This is a genomic window from Amycolatopsis endophytica (assembly GCF_013410405.1).
GTDB lineage: Bacteria > Actinomycetota > Actinomycetes > Mycobacteriales > Pseudonocardiaceae > Amycolatopsis_E > Amycolatopsis_E endophytica.
The window spans coordinates 4,371,667-4,395,989 of the sequence record NZ_JACCFK010000001.1; the positions used below are offsets into that span (position 1 = coordinate 4,371,667).

At 71.6% G+C, this 24,323-nt stretch carries 28 protein-coding genes and 1 pseudogene; 18 read left to right on the forward strand and 11 right to left on the reverse strand.

What is annotated here, in order from left to right; all coding sequences use genetic code 11:
* Positions 1-343 precede the first annotated feature (343 nt).
* Together HNR02_RS21560 and HNR02_RS21565 are read left to right on the forward strand one after the other, a co-directional pair.
* On the forward strand, positions 344-1,441 hold the full coding sequence (locus HNR02_RS21560; protein ID WP_312861085.1) for a Gfo/Idh/MocA family protein: 1,098 nt from the start codon (positions 344-346) through the stop codon (positions 1,439-1,441).
* Positions 1,442-1,490: 49 nt separating this feature from the next.
* Positions 1,491-2,747, forward strand: coding sequence for an ROK family protein (locus tag HNR02_RS21565; RefSeq protein ID WP_179774938.1), 1,257 nt, complete (start codon positions 1,491-1,493; stop codon positions 2,745-2,747).
* 58 nt (positions 2,748-2,805) lie between these two features.
* Here HNR02_RS21565 and HNR02_RS21570 read toward each other — a convergent pair whose 3' ends face one another.
* Both HNR02_RS21570 and HNR02_RS21575 read right to left on the reverse strand, forming a co-directional pair.
* On the reverse strand, positions 2,806-3,006 hold the full coding sequence (locus tag HNR02_RS21570; RefSeq protein ID WP_179774939.1) for a cold-shock protein: 201 nt from the start codon (positions 3,004-3,006) through the stop codon (positions 2,806-2,808).
* A gap of 32 nt (positions 3,007-3,038) precedes the next feature.
* Positions 3,039-3,242 (reverse strand): hypothetical protein, encoded by a 204-nt coding sequence (locus HNR02_RS21575; protein ID WP_179774940.1) that lies wholly within the window; start codon positions 3,240-3,242, stop codon positions 3,039-3,041.
* Between the two features lie 501 nt (positions 3,243-3,743).
* Between HNR02_RS21575 and HNR02_RS21580 the strand changes: the two genes are divergently transcribed.
* The gene (locus HNR02_RS21580) at positions 3,744-3,986 is read left to right on the forward strand and encodes a DUF2630 family protein (RefSeq protein ID WP_179774941.1); all 243 of its coding nucleotides are present in this window, start codon (positions 3,744-3,746) and stop codon (positions 3,984-3,986) included.
* A gap of 71 nt (positions 3,987-4,057) precedes the next feature.
* On the forward strand, positions 4,058-4,669 hold the full coding sequence (locus HNR02_RS21585; protein ID WP_179774942.1) for an FMN reductase: 612 nt from the start codon (positions 4,058-4,060) through the stop codon (positions 4,667-4,669).
* Here HNR02_RS21585 and HNR02_RS21590 read toward each other — a convergent pair.
* Genes HNR02_RS21590 through HNR02_RS21605 form a run of 4 tightly spaced genes read right to left on the reverse strand, consistent with a single transcriptional unit; the run spans position 4,653 to position 9,006 of the window.
* On the reverse strand, positions 4,653-5,813 hold the full coding sequence (locus HNR02_RS21590; RefSeq protein WP_179774943.1) for an acyl-CoA dehydrogenase family protein: 1,161 nt from the start codon (positions 5,811-5,813) through the stop codon (positions 4,653-4,655). The two genes, HNR02_RS21585 and HNR02_RS21590, sit on opposite strands and share 17 nt — an antisense overlap.
* Positions 5,814-5,826: 13 nt before the next feature.
* Positions 5,827-7,320, reverse strand: a complete 1,494-nt coding sequence (locus HNR02_RS21595; protein ID WP_179774944.1) for a 3-hydroxyacyl-CoA dehydrogenase — start codon at positions 7,318-7,320, stop codon at positions 5,827-5,829.
* A complete protein-coding gene (locus HNR02_RS21600; protein ID WP_179774945.1) occupies positions 7,317-8,072 on the reverse strand; it encodes a CoA-transferase subunit beta in 756 nt (251 codons plus the stop codon). The genes HNR02_RS21595 and HNR02_RS21600 overlap by 4 nt, the downstream gene beginning before the upstream one ends.
* A gap of 1 nt (position 8,073) precedes the next feature.
* Positions 8,074-9,006 carry a CoA transferase subunit A gene (locus HNR02_RS21605; protein WP_179774946.1) on the reverse strand — a complete coding sequence of 311 codons (933 nt, stop codon included), beginning with the start codon at positions 9,004-9,006 and terminating at the stop codon, positions 8,074-8,076.
* 106 nt (positions 9,007-9,112) lie between these two features.
* Between HNR02_RS21605 and HNR02_RS21610 the strand changes: the two genes are divergently transcribed.
* The 5 genes from HNR02_RS21610 (at position 9,113) to HNR02_RS21630 (ending at position 13,283) form a co-directional block, all read left to right on the forward strand.
* Positions 9,113-10,009: a LysR substrate-binding domain-containing protein gene (locus HNR02_RS21610; protein ID WP_179774947.1), complete on the forward strand. Its 897-nt coding sequence runs from the start codon at positions 9,113-9,115 to the stop codon at positions 10,007-10,009.
* Between the two features lie 380 nt (positions 10,010-10,389).
* Positions 10,390-11,697 carry an MFS transporter gene (locus HNR02_RS21615; RefSeq protein ID WP_179774948.1) on the forward strand — a complete coding sequence of 436 codons (1,308 nt, stop codon included), beginning with the start codon at positions 10,390-10,392 and terminating at the stop codon, positions 11,695-11,697.
* 14 nt (positions 11,698-11,711) lie between these two features.
* Positions 11,712-12,170 (forward strand): MaoC family dehydratase, encoded by a 459-nt coding sequence (locus HNR02_RS21620; RefSeq protein ID WP_179774949.1) that lies wholly within the window; start codon positions 11,712-11,714, stop codon positions 12,168-12,170.
* An 18-nt stretch (positions 12,171-12,188) separates the two neighbouring features.
* Positions 12,189-12,644 carry a GNAT family N-acetyltransferase gene (locus tag HNR02_RS21625; protein WP_179774950.1) on the forward strand — a complete coding sequence of 152 codons (456 nt, stop codon included), beginning with the start codon at positions 12,189-12,191 and terminating at the stop codon, positions 12,642-12,644.
* A gap of 123 nt (positions 12,645-12,767) precedes the next feature.
* Positions 12,768-13,283, forward strand: a complete 516-nt coding sequence (locus HNR02_RS21630) for a lytic polysaccharide monooxygenase auxiliary activity family 9 protein (RefSeq protein ID WP_179774951.1) — start codon at positions 12,768-12,770, stop codon at positions 13,281-13,283.
* A 49-nt stretch (positions 13,284-13,332) separates the two neighbouring features.
* Here the strand turns inward: HNR02_RS21630 and HNR02_RS21635 are convergent, their stop codons facing one another.
* Positions 13,333-14,628 (reverse strand): enolase C-terminal domain-like protein, encoded by a 1,296-nt coding sequence (locus tag HNR02_RS21635; RefSeq protein ID WP_179774952.1) that lies wholly within the window; start codon positions 14,626-14,628, stop codon positions 13,333-13,335.
* 101 nt (positions 14,629-14,729) lie between these two features.
* Positions 14,730-15,296, reverse strand: a complete 567-nt coding sequence (locus tag HNR02_RS21640; protein ID WP_246338613.1) for a TetR/AcrR family transcriptional regulator — start codon at positions 15,294-15,296, stop codon at positions 14,730-14,732.
* A gap of 70 nt (positions 15,297-15,366) precedes the next feature.
* Between HNR02_RS21640 and HNR02_RS21645 the strand changes: the two genes are divergently transcribed.
* Positions 15,367-15,828 carry a cupin domain-containing protein gene (locus HNR02_RS21645; RefSeq protein ID WP_179774954.1) on the forward strand — a complete coding sequence of 154 codons (462 nt, stop codon included), beginning with the start codon at positions 15,367-15,369 and terminating at the stop codon, positions 15,826-15,828.
* Here HNR02_RS21645 and HNR02_RS35120 read toward each other — a convergent pair.
* Positions 15,821-16,168 (reverse strand): Rossmann-fold NAD(P)-binding domain-containing protein, encoded by a 348-nt coding sequence (locus HNR02_RS35120; protein ID WP_218903024.1) that lies wholly within the window; start codon positions 16,166-16,168, stop codon positions 15,821-15,823. The genes HNR02_RS21645 and HNR02_RS35120 overlap by 8 nt on opposite strands.
* A complete protein-coding gene (locus HNR02_RS35125) occupies positions 16,159-16,569 on the reverse strand; it encodes an SDR family NAD(P)-dependent oxidoreductase (RefSeq protein ID WP_218903026.1) in 411 nt (136 codons plus the stop codon). The genes HNR02_RS35120 and HNR02_RS35125 overlap by 10 nt, the downstream gene beginning before the upstream one ends.
* A gap of 23 nt (positions 16,570-16,592) precedes the next feature.
* Here HNR02_RS35125 and HNR02_RS21655 point away from each other — a divergent pair.
* Positions 16,593-17,099: pseudogene (locus HNR02_RS21655) on the forward strand (TetR family transcriptional regulator); the annotation flags it as partial.
* Between the two features lie 50 nt (positions 17,100-17,149).
* On the opposite strand, the gene HNR02_RS21660 reads toward HNR02_RS21655, so the two are convergent.
* Positions 17,150-17,884 (reverse strand): IclR family transcriptional regulator, encoded by a 735-nt coding sequence (locus tag HNR02_RS21660; RefSeq protein ID WP_179774955.1) that lies wholly within the window; start codon positions 17,882-17,884, stop codon positions 17,150-17,152.
* Positions 17,885-18,023: 139 nt separating this feature from the next.
* On the opposite strand from HNR02_RS21660, the gene HNR02_RS21665 reads away from it, so the two are divergent.
* Genes HNR02_RS21665 through HNR02_RS21695 form a run of 7 tightly spaced genes read left to right on the forward strand, consistent with a single transcriptional unit; the run spans position 18,024 to position 24,322 of the window.
* Positions 18,024-18,317 carry an MSMEG_0570 family nitrogen starvation response protein gene (locus HNR02_RS21665; protein ID WP_218903029.1) on the forward strand — a complete coding sequence of 98 codons (294 nt, stop codon included), beginning with the start codon at positions 18,024-18,026 and terminating at the stop codon, positions 18,315-18,317.
* Positions 18,314-19,627, forward strand: coding sequence for an MSMEG_0569 family flavin-dependent oxidoreductase (locus tag HNR02_RS21670; protein WP_179774957.1), 1,314 nt, complete (start codon positions 18,314-18,316; stop codon positions 19,625-19,627). Before HNR02_RS21665 ends, HNR02_RS21670 begins: the two co-directional genes overlap by 4 nt.
* Positions 19,627-20,445: an amidohydrolase family protein gene (locus tag HNR02_RS21675; protein ID WP_179774958.1), complete on the forward strand. Its 819-nt coding sequence runs from the start codon at positions 19,627-19,629 to the stop codon at positions 20,443-20,445. The genes HNR02_RS21670 and HNR02_RS21675 overlap by 1 nt, the downstream gene beginning before the upstream one ends.
* A gap of 42 nt (positions 20,446-20,487) precedes the next feature.
* Complete coding sequence (locus tag HNR02_RS21680; RefSeq protein WP_179774959.1) at positions 20,488-21,000, forward strand: MSMEG_0572/Sll0783 family nitrogen starvation response protein; 513 nt, start codon at positions 20,488-20,490, stop codon at positions 20,998-21,000.
* Positions 21,001-21,031: 31 nt separating this feature from the next.
* Positions 21,032-22,093, forward strand: a complete 1,062-nt coding sequence (locus HNR02_RS21685) for an MSMEG_0568 family radical SAM protein (RefSeq protein ID WP_312861086.1) — start codon at positions 21,032-21,034, stop codon at positions 22,091-22,093.
* A gap of 4 nt (positions 22,094-22,097) precedes the next feature.
* Entirely contained in the window at positions 22,098-23,465 is a 1,368-nt protein-coding gene (locus HNR02_RS21690) for an MSMEG_0567/sll0787 family protein (protein WP_179774961.1), read from the forward strand.
* On the forward strand, positions 23,462-24,322 hold the full coding sequence (locus HNR02_RS21695) for a carbon-nitrogen hydrolase family protein (RefSeq protein WP_179774962.1): 861 nt from the start codon (positions 23,462-23,464) through the stop codon (positions 24,320-24,322). The genes HNR02_RS21690 and HNR02_RS21695 overlap by 4 nt, the downstream gene beginning before the upstream one ends.
* Position 24,323: the final 1 nt, after the last annotated feature.

Below are 24,323 nucleotides of genomic sequence, written 5' to 3' on the forward strand. Positions count from 1 at the left end.
CGATCCTCGTGCTCGAACGGTGCCCGCCGCGATCAGCGGCCGGGCCGGTGGTCAGGCGGCCATTCTCGTCCCCGCGCCGACCCGTTGACACGGTAACCCGCCCTGCACCTATTCTGGCCCACGTCATCCGCTGAAGCGGATGCGCGGCCGAGGAGACCTGGGGGCTCCTCGGCCCTTGTCGTGCCCGGACCGGTTCGGCATGCGCGTTCCGCGGAGAAGCGGCTATCATGGTGGAGGCGTCGTTCTCCCAGTGACCCCCAGGCTGGTCGAGAACGACGCCCCTTTTTTGCGACTTGACTTATGTTCACCATATGCATTAGATGATTGAAGCAGTGCAGAAGACGTGCCGACAGGGGGCGAAGTGGCGAACGAGCCGTTGCGGGCGGGAATCATCGGTGCCGGGTTCATCGGGGCCGTGCACGCCCGCGCGGTGCGGACCCTCGGGCAGGACCTGGCCGCGGTCGCCGCGTCGACGCCCGCACGCTCGCGCGAGGCCGCGTCGGCTCTCGGCGCCGGTACCGCGATCGACACGGCGGAGGAGCTGGCCGCCGCCCCGGACGTCGACGTCGTCCACATCTGCACGCCGAACGCGCTGCACGCACCGCTGACCCGCCTCGCGCTGGCCGCGGGCAAGCACGTCGTGCTGGAGAAACCGGTCGGCATGAGCGTTACCGAGGTGGCCGATCTGACGCGGCGGTGGCGCGACACCGACCGCGTCGTGGCCGTCCCCTTCGCCTACCGCTTCTACCCGGTCGTGCGCGAGGTGCGGGAGCGGGTCCGTGGCGCGCGGGTGCGGCTGATCCACGGCTCCTACCTGCAGGACTGGCTCTCCCGCGACACCGACACGAACTGGCGTGTCCGGTCCGCGCTCGGCGGCCCGTCGCGGGCGTTCGGCGACATCGGCGTGCACTGGTGCGATCTCGCGGAGTTCGTGAGCGGGCAACGGATCGCGCGCCTGCACGCGGTCCTGCCCCGGGTCGTGCCGGAACGGGCGGGCACGCCGGTGGACACCGAGGACGCGGCGCTGGTCCAGTTCGAGACCGAGCAGGGCGTGTTCGGGTCGGCGGTGATCAGCCAGATCTCGCCCGGCCGCCGCAACGAGCTGCAGCTGCGGATCGACACCGCGGACGCCGAGTTCGTCTTCGACCACCGGGAACCGGAGATCCTCTGGATGGGCGGGCGGGCCGAAACGCGGATCCTGCACCGCGGCGACCCCGGCCTCGGCCCCGACGCGGCGTCCCGCGATCTCGTCCCGGCCGGTCACCCGCAGGGCTACCTGGACAGCTTCACCGGCTTCATCGCCGACGCCTACGCCGCGATGCGCGGCGAAAAACCCGACGGCCTGCCGACACTGGCGGACGGCGCCCGCGCCGCGGCGATCACCGGCGCGGTGCTGGACTCCGCCCGGCGCCGCGACTGGGTGGACGTTACGCCGAGCTGACCCCGGCGACTGGTACGAATTTCCGGGTAGTGCGAGCGAAGGGACCGCCGTGACCGCAACCATCCCGTCCGACCAGCTCGACGATCTGGTCCTGGTGCTCGACCTGGTGCGCTCCGGTGCCGCACGGACGCGGCCGGAGCTGGGCAGGCGCTCGGGGCTGGGGCGCACGGTCATCAGCCAGCGGGTCGGTCACCTGATGCGCGCCGGGCTGCTCGAGGACGGCGAACTGGGTCCCTCCAGCGGCGGGCGGGCCCCGCGTGAGCTGCGGTTCCGCTCGGATGCCGGGGTCATCCTCACCGCCGAGCTGGGCGCGACCAGCATCAGCGCCGGCCTCACCGATCTCGCCGGGACCCTGCTCGGGCAGCGGACCGAACCCTCCGACGTCGCCCGCGGGCCGGAACCCGTGCTCGCCCAGGTCGGGGCGCTCTTCGACGAGCTGCTGGCCACCCGGCCGGACGCGCCGGTGTGGGGTGTCGGCATCGGGCTGCCCGGTCCGGTCGAGTTCGCCACCGGACGGCCGAGCGCGCCGCCGATCATGCCGGGCTGGGACGGCTACCCCGTGCGCGACCACTTCGCCCGGCGGCACGACGCGCCGGTGTGGGTGGACAACGAGGTCAACACCATGACGCTGGGGGAGTTCCGGGCGGGCGCCGCCGCGGGGGTGCGCGACTACCTGTACGTGAAGATCGGCACCGGCATCGGCGCGGGCCTGATCTCGGGCGGGCACCTGCACCGCGGCAGCCAGGGCTGCGCCGGCGACATCGGGCACACCGCGGCCCGCACCGACACGACGGTCGTGTGTCGCTGCGGCAACATCGGCTGCCTGGAAGCCCTCGCCGGTGGCGCGGCGCTGGCGCGGGACGGGGAAACCGCGGCCAAGGACGGCGGCAGCCCCGTCCTGGCCGCCCGCCTCACCGAGAACGGCGTCATCACCGCCGAAGACGTCACCTGGGCGGCGCAGAACGGCGACCGCGCGGCACTCGAACTGATCCAGCACGCCGGCCGCCTGATCGGGGACCAGCTGGCGATGCTGATCAGCTTCTTCAACCCGTCACTGCTGCTGATCGGCGGCGGGGTGGCCGGCGCGGGTGACCACCTGCTGGCCGTGATCCGCGAGGTGATCTACGGCCGTTCCCTCCCGCTGGCCACGCGTGACCTGCGGATCGTGCGGTCGGTCCTGGGCGATCAGGCCGGTGTGGTGGGTGCGGCGTTCATGGTGCTGGACGAGCTGTTCACCCGCGACCGGCTGGCGCGCTGGATCGACGCGGGCAGCCCGGCGGGACTGCCGGACCTCACCGCGGCGTGAACGACAACGGGCCCGGCCCCCGCGAAGGGAACCGGGCCCGCCGAAGCCGAACGGGTCGTCAGAGGATGGTGACGCGGCTCGCCTGCGGGCCCTTCTGGCCCTGCGTGATCTCGAAGCTCACCTGCTGGTTCTCTTCGAGGCTACGGAAGCCGGAGCCGTCGATCTCCGAGTAGTGGACGAAGACGTCGGGGCCGCTTTCCTGGGCGATGAAGCCGAAGCCCTTCTCCGCGTTGAACCACTTGACGGTGCCCTGTGCCATGCGTTTTCTCCTTGATATTTCTTCTTTACGGGTCAGAGCGCGCCTGTCGCGCCCTTGGTGGTCAGTCCGAGCATGTCGAGCAGCTCGCGGCAGTCCTGGACATCGAGCGCGTGGTCGGCGACCGTGCGCGCCGCGCGGTGGTTCGCGATCGCCTCACCCTCCGCCATCCGCGCGCGGGCCTCGGCGATCGGACCGCTGTCGGGTGCCGCCGGGGAAGCGTGCCGGGCCCAGGTCATGGTGTTCCCTTCGATCGACGAGTGACTTCTGCGGGGGAAGAACCATCCACAGTGGTCCGGTTTCCGGGCATGCCGCCGCGGGGCGCGGAAGATCCGAAGTGGACGGTGGCCGCCGCGCGGACGACCTCGGTCATCGACGCGCTGTGGGGCGGCGTGGGCTCGGTCGCGGGAGATGCCGCGGAAGCCGTGGAACTCAAAAAGGAACTTCTCTCGTGGGGGACCAGCAGCCCGGTGTTCGTCGTTCTCCCTGTCGAGCGCCAGCTCGAGGTTGTGGGACTGAAGGGAACGAAGCCGGCCCGGCTGCCAGCATGCGAGATACTCCCGACGCGAATAACCCTACCGTACGGGACCGGGCTCGTCACGGTTCCGGCGGGGTGGGTCTTCGGCCAGCTTACCCCTCATGATCATCATCGTGTGCGGGGGCCCGCTTCCGGCGCGCCGGAAGCGGGGCTGATCGCGAGCGCGTAAGTTCGGACGCGGACGCCGAACGAGGAGAGCACCATGTCTGACCAGGACATCATCGGCAACATCGACCAGCTGATCGCCGAGGAGCACGAGCTGCGGTCGCGTTCGGTCGGCGACGGCCTGAGCGACGAGGACCGCACCCGCATGCGCCGCGTCGAGGAGCAGCTGGACCAGTGCTGGGATCTGCTCCGTCAGCGCCGCGCGGCCCGCGAGTTCGGCGAGAACCCGGACACCGCGCAGGCCCGCCCGGTGAGCGAGGTCGAGTCCTACCGCCAGTGAGGAATACCCGTCCTGCCCGGGTCGTTGTGCCCTGTAGTTGAACGCACAACTACCTGAGCAGGGTGAGGTCCATGTCCCGCACACTCGTGGTCGTCTCGGCCGGTCTGAGCAGTCCTTCGTCGACGCGGCTGCTGGGTGACCGGCTCGCGCAGGCCACTACCCGCGAGATCGACGCCGCGATCGAGGTCGTCGAACTGCGCGACCTGGCCACCGACATCGCGCACAACCTGGTCACGGGCTTCCCGAGCCCCAAGCTGGGCGACGCGATCGAGACCGTGACCCGCGCGGACGGGCTGATCGTCGTCACGCCGATCTTCAACGCCTCCTACAGCGGTCTGTTCAAGTCGTTCTTCGACGTGATCGAGACCGGGGCGCTGGAGGGCAAACCGGTCCTGCTCGCCGCCACCGCGGGCACCGCGCGGCACTCGCTCGCCCTGGAGTTCGCGCTGCGGCCGCTGTTCGCCTACCTGCGTGCGGACGTCGTGCCGACAGCCGTGTTCGCCGCCTCCGAAGACTGGGGTGCGGCCGACGGGCCGGAGGGCGACCTCACGGCCCGCATCGACCGTGCCGCCGGTGAGCTGGCGTCCGTGCTCGGCGGACGGCCCGGCGAGCCCGTCGCCGAAGAGGAATTCGTCCCCTTCGAGCAGCAGCTCGCCCGCCTGGGCATCACGTCATCGCGTTGACGCCGGTCAGGTCCCTGCCGATGATCAGTTTCTGCACCTGGCTGGTGCCTTCGTAGAGGGTCAGGACGCGGGCGTCGCGGACGTACTTGCCGACCGGGTACTCGTCGATGAACCCGTAACCGCCGAACACCTGCAGGCAGTTGTTGGTCACCCGCACCGCGGTCTCGCTCGCGTGGTACTTCGCCGCCGAAGCGTCCGTCGCGTACTCCTTGGGCTTCATCCCGGCGTCGGCCATGCGGGCGACCTGGTGCGTGAGCAGCCGTGATGCCTGCACGTCCACGGCGGCGTCCGCGATCAGCTCCTGCACCAGCTGGAACGACGCGATCGGCTTGCCGAACTGCTCGCGTTCGCCCGCGTAGCGGGTGGCCGCGTCCAGTGCCGCCTGCGCGACGCCGACCGCCCCCGCGGCCACCGAAATGCGGCCGCGGGACAGCGTGCCGAGCGCGATGCCCAGTCCCTTGTCGACCTCCCCGAGCCGCGCCGAGTCGGGTACGCGCACGTTGTCGTAGGTCAGTTCCGCGGTCGCCTGGCCGCGCAGGCCGAGCTTGCCCTTGATCTCCTTCGCGGTGAAGCCGGGGGAGTCGGTGGGCACGAGGAACGCGGTGATGCCGCGGTCACTCGTCCGGGCGAAGGTCAGCGCGACTTTGGCCCAGGTGCCGTTGGTGATGAACATCTTGCCGCCGTTGAGGACCCAGTCCGAGCCGTCGCGCTTGGCGCGGGTGCTCAGCGATCCGGCGTCGGACCCGGTGCCCGGTTCGGTGAGCCCGAAACAGCCCAGCGCCTCGCCGCTGATCAGCCGCGGCAGCCACTCCTGCCTCTGCTCGTCGGTGCCGTGCGCGGCGATCGTCTTCGCCACCAGCCCGAGCGACACCGACACGATCCCCCGGACCGCAGAATCGCCGCGGCCCAGCTCCTCGGTGACCAGCACGTAGGACAACATGTCGGCGTCCACGCCGCCGTAGCGCTCATCCAGTGTCAGGCCGAGGAAACCCAGCTCACCGAGCCGCCGCACCACGGACTGGTCGACGTGCTCGGCGCGGTCCCACTCGCGGGCGTGCGGCGCGATCTCGGCGTCCACGAACTCAGCCGCCATCGTGCGGAAGTCGCGCTGGGTCTCGGTGAGCCCGAAATCCCGTGCCAGCATGGGCTTCTCCTTCTCAGACGTCGGCGGGCGCGGTGCTCAGGGGCAGGCGCAGCTGGGCGCGTTCGGTCAGCCAGCGCGTCGGCCGATAGCGGGGGTCACCGGTGGCTTCGTGCAGGGCGCGCTGCAGCGTGAGCAGCCGGGCCGGGCCGATGTCGTCGCCCCAGGCCAGCGGGCCCTTCGGGTAGCCGAGGCCCAGACGCACGCCGAGGTCGATGTCCTCCGGCGCGGCGATGCCCTGCTCGGCGATCGACGCCGCCACCGACACGATCGAGGACACGAGCCGCTGCGCGACCCCGCCCTCGACGTCCCGCACCACCGACACTGCCTTGTCGCCGCGCGCGAGCACCGCACGGGCGTCCCGCGCCGCGGCCGGGTCGGCGGCCGGGGTGATCGCCAGGACGCGCCGTCCGGTGCGGACCGACAGCGGGTCGACGCCGAAGGACCGCTCCGGCGGCAGGCCCTGCGCGGCGATCGCGGTCGCGACCGTCGTGCCCCAGGTCGTGACCAGTGCGATCGCGTCATCGGCCAGCGTGTCGGCGACCTTCGCTCCGACCTCGGTCAGCACCGTGCGCAGCTCGTCGTCGTCCGTCCACACCGGACGGTCCGCGTCACCCGTGACGGGCTTCTCGGCGGGCTTTTCCGCCCCGTCGGCGTAGTCGAACCAGCCTTCCCGCGTCTTGCGGCCGTGCAGCCCCGCGGCGACGCGATTCGGTGTCAGGAAGGACGCCCGCAACCGGTCGGAGTAGCGGAAACCGGCCCAGATCGACTCGATCACGGTGGCGGTGACGTCGAGCCCGGTGAGGTCCATCAGCTCGAACGGGCCCATTTTCAGGCCCAGCACGTCACGCGCGATCCGGTCCAGCTCGGCCGGTCCGGCGGCCTGCTGTTCCAGCAGCGCCAGCGCCTCGGTGACCAGGCCGCGGCCGGCGTGGTTGATCAGGAAACCCGGCGTGTCCGACACGACCACCGCGTGATGACCGGTTTCGCGGACCAGCGCGGACACCGACTCCACCACGTCGGGCCGGGTCCGGGCGCCGGGGATGACCTCGACGATCTTCATCAGCGGCGCCGGGTTGAAGAAGTGCAGGCCGACCAGCCGCGCCGGATCCCTCAGCCGCGCGGCGATCTGCGTGACCGGCAGCGACGAGGTGTTGGTGGCGAAGACGGCCGATTCGGGCAGCGCCTTCTCCAGCTCGGTGAAGAGCGCGGCCTTGGTGTCCAGATCCTCCCGGATCGCCTCGATCACCAGGTCCGCCTCGCCCGGCTGGGCGGGGGAGTCCAGCGGCACCAGGCGATCCGCGATCGCGGCGGCCTCTTCGGCCGTGCTGCGGCCCTTCTCGACGGCCCGGTCGAGCATGCCGCGGATGAACTCCACGGCCTCGCCGACCGACTCCGGCCGGGCGTCGGCCAGCTCCACGGTGTGCCCGGCGGTCGCGGCCCACTGGGCGATCCCGCGGCCCATCACCCCGGTTCCGACGATCCTGATGCGCACGGTCCTCTCCTTCATCGCAGATACACCCGCTCCGGGTCGACATCCTCGCGCAGCAACCGTAGTTCTGCCTCGCTGGGCGGTTCGATCACCGGCACCTCGTCGGCGACCTTCAGCGGCCAGCCGGTCGCCTCGCGCGCCTGCTCGACCGTGACGCCGGGGCGCAGCGCGGCCAGCCGCAGCTCTTCGCCGGGGCCGCCGCGCGCGAGGATGCCCAGCTCGGTGATCACCTTGGTGACGCCGAGGCCGAACGGGGTGACGCCGTCGGCGAGCGCGCGGTCCGGTCCCGGCGAGGTGCAGAAGTCCAGCTCGTCCACAAAGGACCACGGATCGTGGCGGCGCATCACCACGAACACCTCGCGCGAGTTCGCCATGACCTCCATCGCACCACCCGATCCGGGCAGGCGCACGGTGGGCCCGTGCCAGTCGCCGATGACCGAGGAGTTCAGGTTGCCCCACCGGTCGATCTGCGCGGCGCCGAGGAACCCGACATCGATGTGCCCGCCCTGCAGGACGTAGCCGAAGAGCGCCGGCATCGACAGCACGGCCTCGGCGCCGGTGATGAGCACCGCGTCGGCGATGGTCTCCGGCAGGTGCGACGGGTGCGCCCCGCACACGCCGGATTCGTAGACGATCTCCAGGTCCGGTGCGACGGTCAGGTGCGCCAGCGACGCGGCCAGCGTGGGCAGGCCGATCCCGGCGAACACGGTTCGCCTTCCCGCCAGCTCGCGGGAGGCGATCACGGACAGGACTTCCGAGGATGTGGACATGTCAGAGCCTCCGCCCGTAGTTCACCGGTTCGCTCAGCGCCTCGCCGACGGCCAGTCCCGCCCAGAAGTCGTCGCCGAGCTTGGCGACGTACTCGGCGTGGTCGGCGGTGCCGTGGATCCATTCCGCCATCCAGGCGGCCAGTTTTTCCTTGTCCCTGCTGATGCCGGACCACGCGCGGTAGAAGGCGTTGTCGCGGTCGTAGTAGCCCTGCGCGAACGAGGGGTGCGCGCCACGCGGCACCTCGACCACGGCGTCGATCGCGTGCGCGGGCACGACCGTCCGGTTCGGGTCGGAGCGGACCACCTCGTCGGCCACGACTTCCTCGACCACGACGATCGCCTTCGCCGCCGCGAACACCGCCTCGGCCTGCACACCGGTCAGGCCCCAGATCTGGGTGTTGCCCGCCCGGTCGGCGCGCTGGGCGTGGATGATCGTCACGTCCGGGTTGAGCGGTGGCACCACGTAGATCTGCTCGCCGTCGCCGTAGGGTGAGGTGACCTTGCGGATGTCCGGGTTGACGGCAGGCAGGTCGCTGCCGGCGTAGGAGTGCAGCGGGTAGAACGGCAGGCGCTGTGCCCCGGCGAGGTAGCGGCAGATCAGGCCGTAGTGGCTGTACTCCACGAACTCCAGCGGTGCCGGGTCCGCGTGCTCGACACGTCGGCGCAGCTCGCCCAGCGACCCGGCCGAGGAGTTGCCGACGAACGACGACACCAGCTTGCGCACGCATCCGCCCGCGAGCATCTGGTCGACGACGATGTCCGCGGTCATCCGGACGACGGTCAGGTCGCGGCGGCCCTGCCGGATGATCTCGTGCCCGGCCGCGGTCGGGATGAGGTGCGTGAACCCTTCGAGCGCCACGGTGTCCCCGTCGTGCACGAAGGCCGCGATCGCCGCGCGCAGGCTCATCGTCTTGTCCGGGCTCGGACGGGGCATCGTCGCTCCTGGTGTGGTTCGCGGATGGGGCGGTTCTCACCGTGCCAGGCAGATTGATTAGTGTCCAATACCGAATCAGAGTCAGATCAAGACGGAGCTGGTAATAGTGGAGCTGCGCTACCTGACGTCGTTCCTGGCCGTGGCCGAGGAACTGCACTTCGGCCGGGCGGCCAAGCGCCTGCAGATGGCGCAGCCGCCGCTGTCCCAGCAGATCCGGCAGCTGGAGAAGGAGCTGGGTGTTCAGCTGTTCGAGCGCAACACGCGCTCGGTGCGGCTGACCAGCGCGGGCGAGTCGTTCCTGGAGCCGGTGCGGCAGGTGATGGAGGACCTCGACATCGCGACGAAGGCCGCCCGTGCCGCCGGTCGTGGCGAGTACGGGCGCGTGACGGTGGGCTTCGCGGGTGCGTCGAGCCACGAAAGCCTGCCGTTGCTGACCCGGGCGGTGCGGGCCGCGCATCCCGGGCTGGAGCTGGTGATGCGCGGCCAGACGTACGCGAACGTGGCTCTGGCGCGGGTCGCGGACGGGTCGCTGGACCTGGGGTTCGTGCGGTTGCCGGTCACCCAGCCCGGTGTGTCGGCGCGGGTGATCGACGAGGAGGAGATGATCTGCGCGATGCCCTCGGACCACCCGTTGGCGCGCCTGGATTCCGTTCCGGTCGAGGCGCTGGCGGAGGAGCCGTTCGTGAGTTTTCCGGCCAACGCGGGGTCGACCGTGCGCGATGCGACGGTGCGGGTTTGCGTGTCGGCCGGGTTCAATCCGCGGGTGGTGCAGGAGGCGCCGGACTCGTACACGATCCTCGCCCTGGTCGCGGCCGGGGTCGGGGTGACGCTGACCTTGTCGTCGTGTCAGCACATTCAGCAGACCGGACTGGCTTACCGGCCGCTGGCGGGGGAGGTTGTGCGGTTGCAGGCTGCGCTGGCCTGGCGGCCGGACAATCCTTCGGCGGCTTTGCGGACCGTGCTGGGGATTGCTGAGGTTGCTTTGCCTACTCCGGTTTCGTAGCCGCTACGCGGGTTGTTGCGCTGCGCGCGGCTTGCCGCTACGCGGGTTTCTCAAGCGCCGGGCTCGCAAGCTCGCAGTTGATCGGGGTGCGGGGGAGGGCTGGGCGGCCTGGTGGGTCGCCTTCCGTTGCCGGGTGGCGGTTCGGCCGCCGGGAGCGGCCAACACGCCGCCGGGAGCGGCCAACACGGTGACGCGAGCGGCAAACACGCGCGTGTTTGCCACTCCGGGTGCCGTGTTGGCCGTTCCCGGGCATGGGCTGGCGGGATTGAGACGGAGAGGGTCTTGCTGGGGCGGGGATTTGGTATTGGACGGCTCTAGGTTGCGTTTGGCACGGTGTCCCGGAAGCACACCGGCGTCTCAACGGGGAGAAGAAAACACTGATGAGCACGGCCAAGGCGGCCAGACGAGCGGGTATCGGGTCGTTCATCGGCTCGACCATCGAATGGTTCGACTTCTACATCTACGGCACCGCCTCGGCGCTGGTGTTCGACAAGGTCTTTTTTCCCGAACTGGAGGGCGCGCTCGGGACACTCGTCGCCTTCGCGACGTTCTGGGTGGGCTTTCTCGCCCGGCCGCTCGGCGGGATCATCTTCGGGCACTACGGTGACCGGCTCGGGCGCAAGAAGACGCTGGTCATCACGCTGCTGATGATGGGTATCTCGACGACGCTGATCGGCGTACTGCCGTCCTACGCCCAGATCGGTGTCGCGGCTCCGCTGCTGCTCATCGTGATCCGCATGGTGCAGGGCATCGGCCTGGGCGGCGAGTGGGGCGGCTCCGTTCTCATCGCCTCGGAACACGCCCCGAAGGGCAAGTCCATTCTCTACGGCGCGTTCGCCCAGCAGGGATCGCCGGTGGGCAACACGCTGAGCACCGTGAGTTTCCTGGCGATCAGTCGGCTGCCGGACGACGCGTTCACCTCGTGGGGGTGGCGGGTGCCGTTCCTGTTCTCCGCGCTGCTGGTGATCGTGGGCCTGTTCATCCGGTTGCGCGTCGCCGAATCGCCCGCGATGGCGAACCTGATCGAGAAGAAGGCCGTCGCCAAGCTGCCGTTCACCGAAGTCATCCGCACGCAGCCGCTGCTGATCGTGCTCGGCATCGGCGCCTGCACCATCGGGCTGTCGGCGACCTACTTCAAGTCGACGTTCGCGCTGTCCTGGGCCACGTCGGACCTGAGCTTCGACAAGAGCTCGTTCCTGACGATCATCCTCGTCGCGAACATCACGCAGATCCTGGTGCAGCCGTGGGGCGCCTGGATCGCGACGAAGATGCGCAGCTGGTCGCGCGCCGTGATCGTGATGCTGGTGCCGGAAATCCTGCTGATGCCGCTGATGTTCCTGTTCATCGGCACCGAGAACTACACGCTGGCGATGATCGGCACGGTCGTCGCGACCGTGCCGCACTGCCTGTACTACGCGGCACTGGCCGGGATGCTCGCCAGCCGCTTCCCCGCGCACGTCCGGTACACCGGGATCTCCCTGTGCTACCAGCTGTGCGGGACACTGCTCGGCGGCACCACGCCGATCGTGGGCCAGTTCCTGCTGAGCCAGACCGGATCGATCGTCGCGGTGATCGTGTACGCGGTGTTCCAGGTGCTGCTGACGATGGGCTGCATGCTGGCGCTGCTGCGCAAACCCAACCACGACGAGCGGTCCGAAGAGCCGAGCACACAGGCCGTCGCGGCCTGAGGGAAGGAGCCGGCATGCCGGTGGTGGCGAACGGGATCCCGGAGATCCTGGCGCTCAAGGGCCGCGACCTCGGGTACTCGTCGTGGCGTGAGATCACCCAGGACCTGATCGACGCCTTCGCCGAGGTGTCCGGGGATCACCAGTGGATCCACACGGACCCCGCCCGCGCGGCGGACGGACCGTTCGGGCGGACGATCGCGCACGGCTACCTGACGCTGAGCTGGGGCATCCCGCTCGTCGCCGAACTGCTGCAGGTGACCGGCGTCGGGATGGCGTTGAACTACGGCGTCAACAAGGTCCGCTTCCCGGCGCCCGTCCCGGTCGGCAGCAGGGTCCGGCTGCGCGCCGAAATCGCCGACGTGGAAGGGGTCAGCCGCGGCGGGGTGCAGGTGACCCGGCTGTTCACGTTCGAGATCGAGGGCTCGGAGAAGCCGGCCTGCGTGGCGGAGTCGGTGACGCGCTACTACCCCTGAGAAGCGCAGGATGGGCGCATGCCGGACATCGAGATCCGACCCGCGCGCGCCCACGAACTCGGGGAAGTGGCCGCGCTGCGGTGGCGTTGGGTGGCCGAGCGGGACGGGCTGCCCGGCGCCCGCCGCGGGGAGTTCGTGCGCGCGTTCGTGGCGTGGGCGGAAGAAAACGCGGTCACGCACCGTTGCCTGGTCCTTCTGCTGGACGACCGGATCGCGGGCATGGCGTTCCTCGCGATCACCGCGCGCGTTCCGTCCCCGCACGCGTTCGGCCGCGCCTCCGGGGACGTGCAGTCCGTCTACGTGATCCCCGGAGCCCGCGGCGGCGGCCTCGGCGGCAGGCTGATCGACGCCGTCCTGGACCTGGCCGCGGAGCTGGGGCTGGAGCACGTCACCGTGCGCTCGTCGGACCGCGCGGTGTCCGCCTACGAGCGGCACGGTTTCGCCGTCTCCCCGCGGCTGCTGGTGTCCGGCTGACGGCTCGCGGCGCTGCCGGGCCTTTTCCGACCGGCGGGATTGACCGTGAAGGAACTTCACGTTATGGTCCATACCACGTGGTCTAGACCAAAACGTCATCCAGGTCCCACCCGAGGAGCCGACATGACCTTCAGACGACGTATCGCGACCATCGCCGCCGGGGCGGCTCTCGTCCCGGTCGCCCTCGTGGCCCTGCCGGGCACAGCCAGCGCCCACGGCTACGTCAACTCGCCCGCCAGCAGGCAGGCCCAGTGTGCCCAGGGAACCGTGCCCTGTGGCGACATCAAGTACGAACCGCAGAGCGTGGAAGGCCCCAAGGGCCTGCGCAGCTGCAGCGGCGGCAACACGCGCTTCGCCGAGCTGGACGACGACAGTTTGGGCTGGCAGGCGACACCGGTGGGCAGCACGGCGCAGTTCACCTGGACGCTCACCGTCCAGCACCGCACCAGCACGTGGGAGTACTACATCGGCGACACCCAGGTCGCCGTGATCGACGACGGTGGCGCGCAGCCCGGCGCGACCGTCACGCACGACGTCGACCTGAGCGGGTTCTCCGGGCGGCAGAAGGTGCTGGCGGTCTGGAACATCGCCGACACGTCCAACGCCTTCTACGCCTGCATCGACCTGCAGATCGGCTGACGCCGCGCGCGGGTCCCGTCCTCCCGGCGGGACCCGCGCCGTGCGCTGGTCACGTGCGCCACGCCTCGCCGTCCGGGAAGGCGAACCGCCGCACCGGGTCGGGGTGCATCTCGGCACTGTATCCGGGCAGTTCCGGGACGAGATACCGCGAACCCCGCATCCGCACCGGGTCCACGAAGTGCTCGTGCAGGTGGTCGACGTACTCGACGACACGGTTCTCCATCGACCCGCTCACCGCCACGTAGTCGAACATCGACAGGTGCCGCACCAGCTCGCACAGGCCGACCCCGCCCGCGTGCGGGCACACCGGCACGCCCTTCGTCGCGGCGAGAAGGAGCGCGGCGACGGCCTCGTTGACCCCGCCGAGCCGGCACGCGTCGATCTGGCAGATACCGATCGCGTCCGCCGCGAGGAACTGCTTGAACATCACGGCGTTGTGGGCGTGTTCCCCGGTCGCGACCTTGATCGGCGCGATCTCCGCGGCGATCGCGGCGTGGCCGAGAACGTCGTCCGGGCTGGTCGGTTCCTCGAACCACCAGATGCCGGACTCGCCGAGCGCCCGCGCCCAGCGGATCGCGTCCGGCACGCCGAGTGTCTGGTTCGCGTCGATCATCAGGCGGCGGTGCGGGCCGAGGATTTCGCGGGCGATGCGGCAGCGGCGGATGTCGTCGTCGAGGTTGCCGCCGACCTTGAGCTTGACCGCGTCCCAGCCCTGCTCGACGGCCTCACGGCACAGGCGCGCGAGCTTCCCGTCGTCGTAGCCGAGCCATCCGGCGCTGGTCGTGTAGGCCGGGTAGCCGTGCTCGCGCAGGTACGCCTCGCGCTCCGCGCGGCCCGGCTCCTGGCGTTGCAGCATCTCCAGTGCCTGGTCGGGCGTGAGGGCGTCGGTGAGGTAGCGCCAGTCGACGAGATCGACGAGCTGCCGCGGGCTCATGTCCGCCAGCAGCTTCCACACCGGTTTGCCCGCGAGCTTCGCCGCGAGGTCCCACGCCGCGTTGACGACCGCCGCGGTGCCGAGGTGGATGGTGCCCTTGTCCGGGCCGAGCCACCGGAGCTGGCTGTCCGCGGCGACGTGCCGGGCGAAACCGCCGAGGTCGTGCACCACGTCGTCGACCGCCAGACCGACGGCGCGCTCGCCGATCACCCGCGCCGCGGCCACCGCCAGCTCGTTGCCTCGGCCGATGGTGAAGGTGAAGCCGTGCCCGGCGTGCCCGTCGTCGGTGTGCAGCACGAGGTAGGCGGCGGAGTAGTCGGGCGCCTCGTTCATCGCGTCCGACCCGTCCAGCTCCCGCGAGGTGGGGAAGCGGACGTCGAACGTCTCCAGCCCGGTGATGCGTGCGCCCATGCGTTTCCTCCGCGAGACATCGGATCTCCGGACGGTAAGGCTCGGGTGTCGGCGCGGCAAGGTCACCGTGGGGTGCGAGATCGCCGGGGTGAGCAGGCTGGTCACTCCGGTGCGGACAGGCGGGGGCGCAGGCCGTCGAAGGCGAGGTCCAGGAAGCGCCGCCAGTCGCCGCTGCCGGTGCGGATCACCGACGACAGGCAGCCGGCGAGCAGGTAGACGTCGCCGATCGTGCAGTCGTCACGCACCTCGCCCTCGGCGCGGGACTGCGCCAGCAGCTCGGCGACCACCGCCTCCAGGTCCGCGCGCGCCGCGTCGCGCGGCGCGCTTCCAGCGGTGCCACGGACGTTTTCGACCGCGGCCGACAGGCCCCGGTCGCTGTCCAGGACTTCACCGACGTGCCGCAGGTACCGGGCGAGCGCGGCGGGACGGCCGAGGCAGTCCTCGCGCGCGAACCGGGCGATCTCCGCGAACCGCGTGTCGGCCGCGGCTTCGATCAGATCGCGGCGAGTGGGGAAGTGGCGGTACACGGTGCCGACCCCGACGCCGGCGGCGCGCGCGATCTCCGGCAGCTGAACCTCGTCCCCGCGCTCGGCGAGCAGCCGGCGCGCGGCGGTCAGCACGCGGTCACGGTTGCGCTCGGCGTCGGCGCGTCGTTTCGGTGTTGCCAAGGCGGGACCTCCTCGGGCAGGATCCAAGCGGAAGCGGAGTCCGTTTCCATATCCTATCAGGAGGTGCATGATGTCCGCCGATCGTCTGCTCGTGCTCGGACCCGGTGAGGCCCGGCCGGGCCGCGTTCCCCTGCCACCCGCCTTCGCGGTGAAGGCGGCCACCGCCGACACGGAGGGCCGGTTTTCGCTGATCGAGGTGACACTCGCCCGCGCCATCCCGCGGCACGTCCACACCGTCGCGGACGAGGCGATCTACGTGCTGGAGGGAGTGCTGGGCGTCGACTTCGACGACCGGTCCTTCGACGCGCCGCGAGGCACGTTCGTGCTGCTGCCGCACGGAATCCCGCACGCCCTGCGCCCCGCGTCGGACCCGGCGCCGCGGATGCTGCAGATCTCCTCGCCCGGCGGGTGGGAGCACTACCTGGAGGACCTGTTCGAAGCGGGCCCGACAGTGTTCACCGACGGCCGTCTCGATCCGGCGAAGGTCAACCCGGTCGCCGCGCCGCACCACATCTCCTACGAGGTCAGGTGAGCTGTTCGCACAGGCGCCAGACGTGCGTGTGGTTGCGCTCGTCGAGCGCGGCGGGCGGCCACGGTGCCCGGCGCGCCTTGCTGGTGAAGTAGGCGCCGTGCACACGGTCCACTTCGGAGCTTGAGGCGAGGTGGACACTGGACCGCGAGGCGCGGGCGATGCTGCCGTAGAGCACCGGCATCACGAGCCTCAGCAGCGGCACGGCCGGGCGGGCGACGGGCGGGTAGGTGCCGGTGGCGAGGCCGCGGTTCATGGCGGTGTAGGCGTGGCCGGGGTAGGCCACGTTCAGCGTCACGCCGGTGCCGTCCAGTTCCCGCGCGAACCGGTGGCTCATCGCCATCTGCGCGAGCTTGCACTGGTTGTAGACCTGCAGCCGACGAACGAGCGCTCGCCCTGCAGGTTGTCCAGGTCCAGACCGCCCTTCGGCACGCCGCCGGTGATGTTGACGACGCGCGCGCCCGGCGCCAGCGCGGGGCGGAGGAGCCGGGTCAGCAGGTAGGGCGCGACGACGTTCCCGGCGAACGTGGCCTCGACGCCGTCCTCGGTCAGCTCGCGCCGGGACCGGGTCACGCCGGCGTTGTTGATGAGCACGTGCAACGGTTCGCGTGCGACGCGGTCGGCGAGCTGCCCGAGGTCACGCTGGCGGGTCACGTCCGCGGTGAGGGCTTCGATCCGCGGGTTGCCGGTGTCCCGGCTCAATTCCGCCGCGGCGGCCTCGGCCCGCTTCGGATCGCGGCCCACGAGCAGGACGCGGGCGCCACGGCGTGCGGGCGGAGCTGGCCGGGATCGCGCTCGGCCTGTTCGCGGAGCACGGCTTCGACGGGACGACGGTCGACGACATCGCGCGCGCCGCCGGGATGACCAAGCGCAGTTTCTTCCGCTACTTCCCCGTGAAGGAGGACGCCGTCTTCGCGGGGGTGGACGCGCTCGGCGAGGACGTGGTGGGTGATCTGCGCGAACGGCCCCCGGGGGAGGATCCGTGGGAGAGCCTGCGCACCGTGCTGGGCCGGTGGCAGGAGCGGATCCACGGCTCGGAGCGCGAGCTGGCCGGGCTGCGCCTGATCGAGTCGACGCCGGTGCTGCGCGCGCGGCTGCACCAGAAGCGGGAGGAGTGGCGGGCCTCGGTGGCCGCCGTCCTGCGGGAGCGGGCGGAACTGGACGAGTTCGGCGCGGACCTGGTGGTCAACGCCGCCGTCGCGGCACTGGACACGGCGGCCGCGGAGTGGCTGCGCTCCGGCGAGCGCGGGAACCGGGGCGCGTTGCTGGACCGGGCGTTCGAGGTCTGCGGCCGCGCTGACCCGCGTCGAGCCCGCGAAAAACCTCAGCCCAGCTCGTGCCTGATCGCCGTCGCCGTGGCGGACAGGGCGCCGACCCACGTCGGCAGCAGGTCGTGGTCGAAGCGGGCCGAGGGCAGGGCCAGTGACAACGCCGCCGCGGGTTCGGCGCCCGACGGCCACGGGACGGCGAACCCGACGGCGGTCAGGCCGGTCTCCGTGGCCTGGTCGTTGACCGCGAAGCCCCGGCGCCGGACCAGGCCCAGTTCACGTCGCAACCGGGTCAGGTTCACCGCCGAACCGGCGTAGCGGCGGGTCAGCTCGGCGGGCGGCAGCGCGGCCAGTAGCGCCTTCCCGCCGGACACCAGGTGCGCCGGCAGCACCCGGCCCGCCCGGTCGCCGACCCGCAGGACCTGATCGCACTCGACCGTCGCCAGGAACCGCACCTCCGTGCCCGCCAGCACCTGCAGGTTCACCGTTTCCCGCGTCCGCGCGACCAGCGCCCGCAGGTGCGGCATCGCCGCCTGCCGCAGCAACGCCACCGGCGCGCCCACCGGATCGGCGGGCCGCAGCACGGGCCCGGCCTGATAGCGCCGGTCGTCGCCCTGCTCGGCGAAATCGCGGTAGACCAGCATCGCCAGCAACCGGTGCGCGGTGGAGCGGGAGACACCGAGCCGGGCGGCGGCCTCCGACACGCCCAGCGGCCCTTCCTGCTGCAACAGCGTCGCCAGGTGCAGGGCGTGGTCGACCGACTCGATGGCGTACGGCGGCTTGTTCTTCACCACGGAATGGTAGGTCCCCGCCACCGGAACCGAACTCCGATACCTCCCGGAAACAGGAGGCCGGGTGCCTTAACCAGCCGGTGTTCCGGAGGAAACGGTCCGGACATCGCGGGCCTGTGGACTACTCCCATCGCCGCAGATGGGGAGGAAACCCGTGCCGGAGATTCTCTTTCGCGTTCGGTGGCCCGATGCCTCCGTCCAGCGATGCTACTCGCCCTCCACGGTGGTGGAGGAAGTCTTCGCTCCCGGGGACAGCTACCCGGTCGCCGAGTTCGCCGACCGCAGCCGCGCGGCGCTGACCCGGGCTTCCGAGCGCGTGCGCCGCATCCACGGGTTCGGCTGCGCGCGGGCCGCCGCGCAGCTCGCCGACATCGAAGCCCGCGCGAAGTCCTTCGCGGACGGCCGGGTCGTCATCGAAGGGTTCGAACCGTGACCAGCCACCACGCCGTCATCGTGGTCGGCGGCGGCCAGGCCGGCCTGTCGATGAGCCACTGCCTGTCCGCCCGCGGCGTCGACCACGTCGTGCTCGAACGCGACACCGCGGGCCACGAGTGGGCCGACCGCCGCTGGGACTCGTTCTGCCTGGTCACCCCGAACTGGCAGTGCCGCCTGCCCGGTTTCCCCTACCCCGGCGACGATCCGGACGGGTTCATGGTGCGCGACGACATCGTCGCCTACCTGCGCGCCTACCTGGCGGCCTTCGACTTCCCCCTCGTCGAGGGCGTCGAGGTGACCCGGCTGCGCCGCGGCGGCCGCGGGTTCCTGCTGTCCACAACGGACGGTGCGCGCACCGCCGACAACGTCGTGCTCGCCACCGGCCCGTACCAGGTGCCGCTGGTCCCGCGGATGGCCGAACGGCTGCCCGAGGACCTGGCGCAGGTGCACTCCGCGGACTACCGCAACCCGGCGCAGCTGCCGCCGGGTGAGGTGCTCGTCGTCGGCACCGGCCAGTCCGGCTGCCAGATCGCCGAGGACCTGCACCTGGCCGGCCGCCGCGTGCACCTGGCCGTCGGCAGCGCGCCGCGGGTGGCCCGACGGTACCGCGGCCGGGACGTGGTCGCCTGGCTGGACGACATGGGCTACTACCGCCGCGGCATCGACGAGTTCGCCGACGCCGACGCCGTGCGCTTCCGCGCCAACCACTACGTCACCGGCCGCGACGGCGGGCGCGACATCGACCTGCGTGCCTTCGCCCGTGACGGCATGCGCCTCTACGGCCGCCTCACCGGCATCCGCGGCGGGCGGCTGACCTTCGCCCAGGATCTTCGCCACAACCTCGACGCCGCGGACGCCGTGTCCGAGGGCATCAAGGACTCCGTCGACACCTGGATCACCGCCCGTGGCCTCGACGCGCCACACGAGGACCGCTACGTTCCGGTGTGGCAACCGGATACCGGACCGTCCGAACTGGACCTGGCGGGCAGTGGCATCAGCTCGGTGGTGTGGAGCACCGGTTTCGGCCGTGACCACCGCTGGATCGAGGTGCCGGTTTTCGACGGCCGCGGCTACCCGACGCACGAGCGCGGCGTCACCAGCTGCCCCGGCCTGTACTTCCTCGGCCTGCCCTGGCAGCACACCTGGGGTTCCGGGCGGTTCTGCGGCGTCGCCGACGACGCGGAGTACCTGGCCGCGCACATCGCCTCCGCCGGCCGCCGTTCCGACGGGCTGCACTGGATCGCGGGCACCCCGGAGAGCACGTACCCGGCCGACGAGTACTGGACCGCACCCCGGACGGTGGCCTGATGCCGGTCAACGACGCGCACCGCCACCTCGGCGTGCTGCCCGCGTACCCGTTCTACGGCGGCCCGGCCGTCCGCCCCGATCTCGGCGCCCGCGGCACGATCGACGAGCTGCTCGCCGACCTCGACGCCGAAGGCACCGAACGCGCGCTGGTCATCCCGAACTACGGCGTGCCGGACCCGGAGATCGCCTTTTCCTTCAACGAACTCTGCGTCGAAGCCGCGCAACGCGACGACCGGATCCGCGCCGGGCTGTGGGTGTCCCCTTTGGACCGCGATGCCGCGCGCACCGCGCAGGCGCTGAGCCTGGCCGCCGAACCGGGCGTGCGGGCGCTGAAGCTGAGCTTCCTGCTCGGCGGGCGCCCCACCGACCCGGCGTGCCGTCCCGGCCTGGACCGGATCTTCGCCGCCGCCCGCGAACACGACCTCGTCGTCCACGTGCACACCTCGCCCGGCGCGGCCTCGGACATCGACGAGGTCGGCGCCCTCGTCGAGGACTACGGCGACGACGTCAAGGTGCACCTCGTGCACTTCGGCGGCGGTATGAGCGGCCACATCAAACTGGTCGGCAGCCGGTTCTTCGACTGGATCGCGGCGGGCAAGCAGGTCTACACCGACCTGTCCTGGGCGATCGGCTTCGCGCCGCGCTGGCTGGCCGCCGAGGTCGACCGCCGTGGCCTCGGCGGCGACCGCATCCTCTTCGCCAGCGACGAGCCGTGGGGCGACCAGGCCGGCGAGTACGCCCGGCTGGCCGCCGCGGCCGGCGACGGCCGGCTCGCGGAACTGGTGTTCCGCGGCACCTTCGACAAGCTCTACGGGTGACCCGCACCCGTGGCAACCCCCGCAACAACAAGGAGATTCATCGTGTCCGAGCTGACCGAGACCGAGCAGCAGAGCCTCGCCGAGATTCCGCACCCGTCACTGCCGGAGGGCTCCAGCATCTACGGCGGGACCAAGGTGTTCCCGGACTACCAGGCCGAGCCCGGCCAGGCGTACTTCACGCTCGTGCACGGCATCGCGCACGAGTCGTCGGTGAGCTTCGTGGCGATCCTGCAGGCCACCCGCGCGCTGCGCAAGGGCTTCGAGTCCGCCATCTACTTCTACGGCCCCGGCTCGATGAACGCCATGGCCACCCGCGGTTTCCCGACCACCGGCAACTCCGCGTTCCCCGGCGAGCACAACATCAACGACCAGCTCAAGACGTTCATCAAGGAAGGCGGCAAGGTCTACTGCTGCCGCTTCGGCCTGTCCCTGCACGGGCTGCGGGAGGAGGACCTGATCGAGGGCGTCATCCCGACGCACCCGCTGGACGTGCAGGACGCGCTCATCCACTACGCCCGCAAGGGGGCGATCATCAACTCGACCTACATGTGGTGACCCCGGGCTGACGGAGGAGGAGGCAGTGCGCGTGAAGACCGACAACCTGGACGTCCGGACCGACCTCGCGGTGCACGGGGTGCGCTGGGACGCGCCCGTGCGGCGCAGCAAGGGGGCCGGACCGAGCGACGACGGGCACCTCGTCGTCGACGGTGTGAACGCGGCGCTGCCGCTGAACCCGGACAGCCCCTACACCCTGCGCGACGGCCGTGTCCACCGGGGACGGATCGACCTCGGGCTGACCGTGGAACCGGTGGCCCGCCCGAAGTTCTACGACCTGGAGACCGCGGACGGCCTGCCGTACCGCAAGATCGCGCTGCTGCACGGGCGGGACGTGCTCGCCACGACCGTCGTGCAGACGTGCATCCGCTACGCCGAGGACCAGCGGTGCCGGTTCTGCACCATCGAGGAATCGCTCAAGGCCGGGGACACCGTCGCGGCGAAGACCCCGGCGCAGCTGGCCGAGGTCGCCGAGGCCGCGGTCCGGCTCGACGGGGTGCGGCAGATGGTGATGACCACCGGCACCACGGCGGGCCCGGACCGCGGCGCGCGGCACCTCGTCCGCTGCGTCAAGGCGGTGCTCGACGCGGTGCCGGGATTGCCGGTGCAGGTGCAGATCGAACCGCCGGGCGAACTGTCGGTGATCGCCGACCTGCGTGCGGCGGGCGCGACCTCGATCGGCATCCACGTCGAGTCGCTGGACGACGAGGTCCGGCGGCGGTGGATGCCCGGCAAGGGGTCGGTGCCGCTGGCCGAGTACGAGGCCGCGTGGGACGAGGCGGTACGGGTGTTCGGCCGCAACAAGGTCTCCACGTACCTGCTGATCGGGCTCGGCGAGGACGCGGACGAGCTGGTCGACGGCGCGGCGCGGCTGATCGAGCGGGGCGTGTACCCGTTCGTGATGCCGATGCGGCCGATGGCAGGCACGCTCGCGCGGCGGGACGGGATCTCCGGCCCGCCCGCGTCACTGGTCCGCGACGTGAGCGAGCGGGTCGCGAAGTTGTTGCGGGAGGCGGACATGCGCGGCGCCGACCAGGAGGCTGGCTGCGCGGCCTGCGGGGCATGCGGCGTGCTGAGCACGGCGGGGGCCTGACGTGATGCCCGACGTGCTGGCCCTGCTCGGCGACTCCGCGACCCTGGCCCGGCGGCCCGCCTTCCACATCGAACCGGCCGACGCGGTCGCGGTGCGCGCCTACCACGCCCTGCGCACCGAGGTCTTCGTGCACGAGCAAGGGTTGTTCGAGGGGCACGACCTGGACGAGCGCGACGAAGACCCGCGCACCGTCGTCCTCGTCGCCCGCGACCGGGAGGGCACGGTCATCGGCGGTGTCCGCCTCGGCCCGGCCACCGCTGAGGACCTCGGCTGGTGGCTCGGCGGGCGGCTGGTGGTGCACCCCGCGTGCCGGGGCCGGGTCGGCCCGGCACTGGTGCGCGCCGCCTGTGCGCACGCCGAGAACGCCGGGGTGCTGCGGTTCGAGGCCACCGTGCAGGCCCGCAACGAGAGCCTGTTCGCCCGGCTGGGCTGGGACCGGGTGCGCCCGGTCGCGGTCGCCGGGACACCGCACGTGCTGATGCGGTACCCGATCGGCCGCATCGCCGCGCTGGCGCGGGCGACCAAAAGCGACCTCGGCCCGCTGCTGTCCGGGCTGACCGGCGTGCCCGGCTTCGTCGGCGACGACGGGGTTCCGGTGCCCGGCAGCGACGTGGTGGCCGCGTGTGACGCGATCCTGCCCTCCATGGTGGAGCGCGACCCGGACTGGGCGGGCTGGTGCTCGGTGCTGGTCAACGTCAACGACCTCGCCGCGATGGGCGCGGAACCGGCCGGGCTGCTGGACGCCCTCGGCGCGCGCGACGCGTCGTTCGCCAGCCGTGTGCTCGGCGGGCTGCGCCGGGCGAGCCAGGCCTACGGCGTGCCCGTGCTCGGCGGGCACACGCAGCTCGGCGTGCCCGCCTCGCTCGCGGTGACCGCGCTGGGCCGCACGGAGTTCCCGGTTCCCGGCGGTGGCGGACGGCCAGGGCAGCGGGTGCGGCTGACCGCCGACCTCGGTGGGCGGTGGCGGCCCGGGTACGCCGGGCGGCAGTGGGATTCCACCACTTCCCGGCGCACGCCGGAACTGCGCGCGATGCTCACCGCCGTCGCGCGGGCGCGTCCCCCGGCGGCGAAGGACGTGTCGATGGCGGGCATCGCCGGAACGCTCGGCATGCTCGCCGAGGCCAGCGGCTGCGGCGCGGTCCTCGACGTGGCCGCCGTGCCCCGGCCCCGCGGGGCGAGCATGGGCGACTGGCTCACCTGCTTCCCCGGCTACGCGATGCTCACCACCGGGTCCGCGGAGCTGGACGCCGGTCCCGCGACCAGTGCCGGGTGCGGTGAGCTGGTGACCGGGCGCGGCGTGGCGCTGCGCTGGCCGGACGGAGAACAGACCCCGGTCGTCGCGGCCGGGGTGACCGGATTGGGGACCTCATGAGCACCCTGCGGATGGCCGCGGTCGCGGCGCCCTTCGACCGCGACCTGGAGGGCGACTTCGAGCGCATCGCCGCCCTGATCGCCACCGCCCGCGCGGACGGCGTCGGCCTGCTCGCCCTGCCCGAGGCCTGCCTCGGCGGCTACCTGGCCAACCTCGACGGCGGCGCCGACGGGCCGCCGCCGCTGGACGTCGACGGCCCGGAGATCAAGCGCCTCGCCGCGCTCGCCGGGGACATGGTGGTGGCCGCGGGCTACTGCGAACACGACGGTGGGCGGCTCTACAACAGCGTCGTGTGCGTGACCGGTGACGGCGTGCTGGGCAACCACCGCAAGGTGCACCAGCCGCTGTCGGAGGACGCGACCTACCGCGCCGGCGACGGGTTCGCCGCGTTCGACACGCCGGCCGGGCGGCTGGGCATGCTGATCTGCTACGACAAGGCGTTCCCCGAGTCCGCGCGCGGCCTGGCGCTGGACGGCGCCGAGATCGGCGTGTGCGTGTCGGCGTGGCCGGGCAGCCGCACCAACCCGTCGGCGGACCTCGCGCGGGACCGGTGGAAGCGGCGCTTCGACCTGTTCGACCAGGCGCGGGCGCTGGAGAACCAGATCGTGTGGCTCTCGGCCAACCAGTCCGGGACGTTCGGCGACCTGCGGTTCGTCGCCAGCGCAAAGATCGTGGACCCGGGCGGCGAGGTCCTGGCAGGCACCGGTGTCGCGGACGGCATCGCGGTGGCCGAGCTGGACGTGCGGGCGGCGCTGGACACGGCCCGCCGCTCGATGGGGCACCTGCGGGACCGGCGGCCCGAGGCATACCCCGCGCCGGCCGCCGGCGGGGAGGCACTCGCCGCGGCGCGATACTGAC